Source organism: Stenotrophomonas sp. 2YAF22 (genome assembly GCF_052114665.1).
Lineage (GTDB): Bacteria > Pseudomonadota > Gammaproteobacteria > Xanthomonadales > Xanthomonadaceae > Stenotrophomonas > Stenotrophomonas indicatrix.
In genome coordinates, this window is the sequence record NZ_JBFRFE010000169.1 from 1 (window position 1) to 7,065 (window position 7,065).

General features: G+C 66.5%; 6 protein-coding genes. 3 read left to right on the forward strand and 3 right to left on the reverse strand.

Annotation, left to right across the window (positions count from 1 at the left end):
• From AB4Y84_RS08845 to AB4Y84_RS08855, 3 genes are all read left to right on the forward strand, one after another.
• Positions 1-2,134 (forward strand): NAD-glutamate dehydrogenase domain-containing protein (locus AB4Y84_RS08845; protein ID WP_442250010.1); only part of this gene is annotated, 2,134 nt, incomplete at its 5' end.
• Positions 2,135-2,327: 193 nt separating this feature from the next.
• The gene (locus tag AB4Y84_RS08850) at positions 2,328-3,101 is read left to right on the forward strand and encodes an NAD kinase (RefSeq protein WP_442250011.1); all 774 of its coding nucleotides are present in this window, start codon (positions 2,328-2,330) and stop codon (positions 3,099-3,101) included.
• A 46-nt stretch (positions 3,102-3,147) separates the two neighbouring features.
• The gene (locus AB4Y84_RS08855; RefSeq protein WP_033831508.1) at positions 3,148-4,092 is read left to right on the forward strand and encodes a 5'-nucleotidase; all 945 of its coding nucleotides are present in this window, start codon (positions 3,148-3,150) and stop codon (positions 4,090-4,092) included.
• A 72-nt stretch (positions 4,093-4,164) separates the two neighbouring features.
• Here the strand turns inward: AB4Y84_RS08855 and AB4Y84_RS08860 are convergent, their stop codons facing one another.
• The 3 genes from AB4Y84_RS08860 to sbcB all read right to left on the reverse strand — a co-directional run bounded on the left by AB4Y84_RS08860 (position 4,165) and on the right by sbcB (position 6,912).
• Entirely contained in the window at positions 4,165-4,716 is a 552-nt protein-coding gene (locus tag AB4Y84_RS08860) for a DUF2939 domain-containing protein (protein WP_223495648.1), read from the reverse strand.
• 73 nt (positions 4,717-4,789) lie between these two features.
• Positions 4,790-5,476, reverse strand: a complete 687-nt coding sequence (locus AB4Y84_RS08865) for a DUF2461 domain-containing protein (protein ID WP_442250012.1) — start codon at positions 5,474-5,476, stop codon at positions 4,790-4,792.
• Positions 5,473-6,912 carry an exodeoxyribonuclease I gene (sbcB, locus tag AB4Y84_RS08870; RefSeq protein ID WP_442244322.1) on the reverse strand — a complete coding sequence of 480 codons (1,440 nt, stop codon included), beginning with the start codon at positions 6,910-6,912 and terminating at the stop codon, positions 5,473-5,475. Before sbcB ends, AB4Y84_RS08865 begins: the two co-directional genes overlap by 4 nt.
• Positions 6,913-7,065 lie beyond the last annotated feature (153 nt).

Sequence of the window (7,065 nt, forward strand, 5' to 3'; positions counted from 1 at the left end):
CCATGACATGGACGATCCGTACCTGGTGGTGGCCGCCGACAAGGGCACCGCGACCTTCTCCGACATCGCCAACGGCCTGGCCATTGCCCACGGCTTCTGGATGGGTGATGCGTTCGCCTCCGGCGGTTCGGTCGGTTACGACCACAAGGGCATGGGYATCACCGCSMRSGGCGCGTGGGAGTCGGTCAAGCGCCACTTCCGTGCACTGGGCCGTGACAGCCAGACCCAGGACTTCACCGCGGTTGGCGTCGGCGACATGTCCGGCGACRTGTTCGGCAACGGCATGCTGCTGTCGCGCCACATCCGCCTGGTCGCTGCGTTCGACCACCGCCACATCTTCCTGGACCCGAATCCGGATGCAGCGACCACGTTCGTCGAACGTGAGCGTCTGTTCACCGTGCCACGTTCGAGCTGGGCGGATTACGACGCCAAGCTGATCAGCAAGGGCGGCGGCGTGTATCCGCGCAGCCTGAAGTCGATCGAGATCACCCCGCAGGTGCGTGAGGTGCTGGGCCTGGACGAGAGCGTCAAGGCGCTGTCGCCGAACGATCTGATGAGCGCCATCCTGAAGGCGCCGGTCGACCTGCTGTGGAACGGCGGCATCGGTACCTATGTCAAGGCCGCCAGCGAGCAGCACAGCGATGTCGGCGACCGCGCCAACAACGCCCTGCGCGTGAACGGTGGCGAGCTGCGCTGCAAGGTGGTGGGCGAGGGCGGCAACCTGGGCATGACCCAGCTGGGCCGCATCGAAGCCGCCCAGGCTGGCGTGCTGCTCAACACCGACTTCATCGACAACTCGGCCGGTGTGGATACCTCCGACCATGAAGTCAACATCAAGATCCTGCTCAACGATGTGGTGCGGGCCAAGAAGCTGACCGTCGAGCAGCGCAACAAGCTGCTGGCATCGATGACCGATGAAGTCGCCGCACTGGTGCTCAACGACAACTACCGCCAGAACCAGGCTCTGAGCCTGATGGAGCGGATGGCGGTCAAGCGCCTGGGTTCCAAGCAGCACTTCATCCGTACCCTGGAACAGCAGGGCCTGCTGGATCGCCAGATCGAGTTCCTGCCGTCCGATGCCGAACTGTCCCAGCGCAAGGCACGCGGCCAGGGCCTGACCCGTCCGGAACTGTCGGTGCTGCTGTCCTATTCCAAGCTGGTGGCGTTCGCCCAGCTGCTGGATTCGGACATCCCGGAAGATCCGTACCTGTCCAAGGAACTGCAGCGTTACTTCCCGACGCCRCTGCAGAAGAAGTACGCCGACGCGATGGAGCGTCACCGCCTGAAGCGTGAAATCATCGCCACGGCCGTGACCAACCAGACCATCAACCGCATGGGCGCTACCTTCCTGATGCGCATGCAGGAAGACACCGGCCGTTCCATTGCCGAGGTCGCCAAGGCCTACACCATCAGCCGCGAAACGCTGGATGCACGCGCGCTGTGGGCGCAGATCGACGCCCTCGACGGCACCCTTCCGGAGTCGGTACAGATCGACGCGCTGGAAGTGATCTGGAAGCTGCAGCGTTCGTTCGTGCGTTGGCTGCTGTCGCGCCCGGGCCCGATGCCGGGCATCACCGAGGYGGTCAACCGCTACCAGGGTCCGTTCAACGACATCCGTGTTGCTTCGGGTGTGCTGCCGGATTCGCAGCGTCCGACCTACGAAGCCCTGGTGGCCGAGTGGAAGGAAAAGGGCCTGCCGTCGGCGCTGGCACAGCAGCTGGCCGAACTGCACTTCCTGGAACCGGCGTTCGACATCATCGAACTGGCCCGTACCCGCAAGCTGAAGCCGGTGGATGTGTCCAAGATCCACTTCCGCCTGGGCGATGCCCTGCAGCTGCCCTGGCTGTTCGAGCAGATCGACGCGCTGGAGGTCAATGGCCGCTGGCACGCCGTGGCCCGTGGCGTGTTGCGCGACGAGCTGGCTGCACACCACCGCAGCCTGGCCGGTCAGGTGCTGGCCACCAAGGGCAGCACCGCTGAAGCCAAGGTGGCCGCGTGGATCGGTCGTGACGACAGCAGCCTGCGCTTCACCCTGGCGATGCTGGCCGAACTGGCCGAGCAGAAGACCCTGGACTACCCGACCGTTTCGGTCGCGGTGCAGCGCCTGGGTCAGCTCGCTGCCCACGGCGCGTAAGTGATGTAGTGCCAGGCCACGCCTGGCATGCGTGAACCGGAACGGCCCCGCGAAAGCGGGGCCGTTCTTGTTTTGGGGGTAGCTCCGGCCGCTGGCCGGCAACCTCTTGGGCCTCTCCGCAGATAGGCGGTTGCCGGCCAGCGGCCGGCACTACCGGGTATGCTCTTGCTGGCACACCCACCCGGATCCACCGATGAGCAACACCCCCCGCATCGCTTTCCTGGCCAGTACCACCGAACCTGCACAGATGGCACGCGCAGCGATGGTCTCGCGCTATGGCGACCACGCCCCGGGCCAGGCCGATGTGCTGTGCCCGCTGGGCGGCGATGGCTTCATGCTGCAGACCCTGCATCGTCACGGACACTTGGGCAGGCCGGTATTCGGTATGAAGCTGGGCACGGTGGGTTTCCTCATGAACCAGTACCGCGGCGACGACGACGTGCACGCGCGTATCGCCCGTGCCGAGCCGGCCCACCTGCGCCCGCTGGAAATGATGGCGCTGACCGAATCGGGCACCACCACCGGATCGCTCGCCTACAACGACGTCTCGCTGCTGCGCCAGACCCGGCAGGCGGCGCATATCGGCATCGACCTCAATGGCCAGGAGCGGGTGGGCGAACTGATCGGCGATGGCGTGCTGGTGGCCACCCCGGCCGGAAGCACCGCCTACAACTACTCCGCGCATGGGCCGGTGCTGCCGCTGGGCTCGCACACCATCGCCCTGACGCCGCTGGCCCCGTATCGTCCGCGGCGCTGGCGCGGCGCCATCCTCAAGGCCGACACCGAAGTGCGCTTCCGCGTGCTCGATCCGTACAAGCGTCCGGTCAGCGTCACCGCCGATTCGCACGAGACCCGCGATGTGGTCGAAGTGACGATCCGCGAGTCGCGCGAGCACCGGGTGACCCTGCTGTTCGACCCGGAGCACAACCTCGAAGACCGGATCCTGAGCGAACAGTTCGTTTTTTGACGACAATAGGCGGCCGGCACTGCCGACCGCTTGAAGGACCCCACCGATGGGCGACAACTCCCCCCGTTTGCTGACCGTCGCGGTGACCTCGCGTGCGCTGTTCGACCTGGAAGAAAGCCATGCGCTGTTCGAGAGCGATGGCGTGGCTGCCTATGCCGAGTACCAGCGCCAGCACGAGGACGACATCCTCGGGCCGGGCGTAGCCTTCCCGGTGGTGCGCAAGCTGCTGGCGCTGAACCAGGGCGCCAGCCCCGAGAACCCGCGCGTGGAAGTGATCCTGTTGTCGCGCAACTCGGCCGATACCGGCCTGCGCATCTTCAATTCCATCCAGCACTACGGCTTGGGCATCATCCGCGCGACCTTCACCGCCGGCGAGCCCACCTGGCCGTACGTGAAGCCATTCGGTACCGACCTGTTCCTGTCGGCCAATCCGGAATCGGTGCGCAGCGCGCTGCGCCACGGCATCGCCGCGGCAACCATCCTGCCCAAGCCACCGGGCGAGACCGCTGCTGCTGCCGCCGACCAGATCGACATCACCCGCCCGGCCGGGCAGCTGCGCATCGCGTTCGATGGTGATGCGGTGATCTTCGGCGATGAGAGCGAACGCATCTCGCGCGAGCAGGGCGTGGAAGCCTTCGGCCGGCACGAACGCGAGCGTGCGCGCGAGCCACTCAGTGGCGGTCCGTTCCGCGGTTTCCTCTCTGCGCTGCACACGTTGCAGGAAGTGTTCCCGGCCGGCGACAGCGCGCCCATCCGCACGGCGCTGGTGACTGCGCGGTCGGCACCGGCGCATGAGCGGGTGATCCGCACCCTGCGCGAATGGGGCGTGCGCCTGGACGAGGCGCTGTTCCTTGGCGGTCGACACAAGGGCCCGTTCCTGCAGGCGTTCGGTGCCGATATCTTCTTTGACGATTCGCAGCACAACATCGACAGTGCGCGTGAACACGTAGCTGCCGGCCATGTGCCGCATGGTGTCGCCAACGAGGGGTGATGCTTGCCCCGGTAGTTGCCAACCTTGGTTGGCAGTCGTTTGTATCAGTGTCCTCAAAGGCGGGCATACCGCTTACGGAGTGCCTGACATCCCCAACTGCAGGTCCACCACCTTCCAGCGCAGGCCCTGCGGTTCCAGCACTACTTTCAACGGCGGCTGGCCGGGGCCGCGATCGACGTCGACCACGAAGCGGTCCAGGGCTTCGAAGTGGTGTTCGGCGTTCTTCAGCGGTCGCGCCGGCTCGGTTGCACCCAAGGCCTCGCCGCCCTGCAGTTCGTTGCGGCCGCGCTTCCACAGCACGTGGCCCTGCAACATCGCGCCGATGCCGGTGGGGGTGACCATCGTGTCCACCGCGGCGCCGCCCAGCTGGTCACCCAACCCGTACAGCAGCGCGCCGAAGGGACTGGCAGCCACCTCGGGGCCGGCCTGGCGCACCAGGTAGTCATTGAGCTGGGCGCGCAGGCTGGTACGCACGCGTGGGAAGTCCACGTAGCGCTCCAGACGGGCGGTGTCCCGTTGTTCGATGGCCTTGGACAGGCCATGCACGGTCAGGTAGGGGCCGCCGAACCACCAGGCGGCCACCACAGCGATCAGCAGAACGAGGGCGCCAATGAGCTTCTTCATGGTGCACAGCCTGCCGCAAGTACGGCTGCCGGTGGTGAACGGCGGGTGATCCCAGCAATGCCACCGGCGCCGGTCAGAACTCCAGATCGAGCGCAGCGCACAGGTAGTCGACGAACGGGCCCAACGCCGCGAGGTCCTTGCCGAGCGTGGACAGCAGGCGCGGGCCGGTCATCGTGGCATCGTCCAGCGAACGCCACATCACCCAGTTGYGGTGCTTGAGGTCATCAATGAACTCGAAGTCAGCCGGGAAGCCGCGCGGTGGGCGCACCAGCTTCTCGGTTTCCTCGAAGTCGAAACGCCTGCGCAGCGCCGGTGCGTGCGCAGCCGCCTTCCAGCTGCCCGGGTTGTCGAGGATGAAGTGGCGGACGCGGCGCTGGGTTTCCGGTTCGGGATGCCACAGCCCGGCACCGACGAAGCTCTCGCCCGGCTGCAGGTGCACGTAGAACGAGGGCGCGGCCACTTCACGGCGGCGCTCATGGAACAGGCGCGCGCCCTGCCAGGTCTTGTACGGCGATTTGTCGTTGGAGAAACGCGCGTCGCGGTGGATGCGGAACAGCGAGCCGCCCACGCCACGCGTGTCTGCGCGGAAGTGTCCGCTGACCTCGGTCAGCGCCGGTTGCAGGTCGCCCAGCAGGCGCAGGAACGGCTGCCGCACGTGGTCTTCGTACTGCTGGCGATGGTCGTTGAACCAGGTCTTGTCGTTGTGCAACGCCAGGCTGCGCAGGAACTTGAAACTGGCATCGGAGAAATAGGTGCTCACAGCTCCTCCTGCAGGTGTTGGCCCCAGTCGCGCAGCGATTGCAGCAGCGCGGCGCGGCGGGCGTCGTCGGGTGCTTCGGCCGCCAGCGCATCCAGCTGCTGCTGGTACTGGGTCAGGTTGAGTTCGCCCATGCCTTCCTCGCCGAACAGGCGCTGGCGGCGATAGGCTTTCCAGCGTTCGCGTTCTTCCGGTGCGAGGCTGTCGGGATGATTGCGGGCGCGATAGCGGAACAGCAGTTCCGGCAGGCGCGGGTCGCGGAAGCGGCCTTCCAGTGCAGCCAACTGTTCCGGTGGCGTGGTCCGTGCCAGTGCCAGCAGCGGCTTGTCGCCGGCACCGAGGAAGCCGTCGTACAGCGAAGCGTCCACGTCGGAGACGCTCGCCGCACGCGGCTGGTTGTAGACCTGGCGCGCCTTCTCGGCCAGCTGCGGTGCGAACGCGCGCAGTCTTTCGGCCTTGGCCTCGATCGCTGCCACGTCCAGCCCGAGTCGTGCGTGGTCATCGGCGCGCAGGTGGTTCCAGGCCACCAGCGCCGGCACCTTGTTCAGGTGCACTTCCTTCAGCGGTACCCGGGCTACGCCTTCGGGCAGTTCGCTGGCGCGCAGGTACAGGCGCTGGGCGATCACTTCGGCGGGCAGTTCCAGCAGGTCATCGATGTCGCCGTCGAGGTCGAACACGATTACCCGGTTGTTGATGGTCGGATGTACCGCCAGCGGCAACACCGGTGCCGCGCACAGGCGGATGGCCGGGTAGCGCATCGAGATATGCAGCACCGGCTTCAGTGCGGTGATGTCGAGCAGGCTGCCGACGAAACGCTTGTCGCGCAGCTTCAGCGCGTAGTCCCACAGGCGCGGCTGCGACTGCTTGAACAGGCGCGCCATGCCGATCGTCGCGCGCACGTCCGACAGCGCTTCGTGGGCATCGCCCTCGCGCACGCCGTTGGCCTCGGCCAGATGCTCCAGCTTGAACGAGGCGGCGCCGTCCTCGCGCTCGGGCCAGTGGATGCCGTCCGGGCGGATGGCGTGCATCAGCCGCAGCATGTCCAGCAGGTCCCAGCGCGAGTTGCCGTTGCGCCACTCGCGTTCGTACGGGTCGTGGAAGTTGCGGAACAGGCCGTAGCGGATGAACTCGTCGTCGAAGCGCAGGGTGTTGTAGCCCAGCGCGCAGGTACCGGGGCGCGAGAGCTGCTCATTGATCCGATCGAACGCCTCGGCCTCGCTGATGCCTTCAGCCAGCGCCTGCTGCGGAGTGATGCCGGTGACCATCGTCGCCATCGGCGAGGGCAGCAGATCATCGGCTGGGCGAACGAAGAAGCTGACCGGCGTGTCGATCTCATTGAGGTCGCTGTCGGTACGGATTGCCGCGTACTGGGAGATACGGGTACGACGTGGATCCTGGCCGAAGGTTTCCAGGTCGTAGAACAGGAAGCTGTCGGCCATCAGTGCGCGCCCTCCAGCACCGGCAGCCGCGCATGGATCTGCGCCTCCAGTGCGTTCCAGTCGATGTTGTCCAGGACGAGTGGCTGCTCTACGTCCAGGAATCCCCGAGCGCGCAGGGCGCACGCGGCCTGGCCACGGGCAAGATCTTCAGCC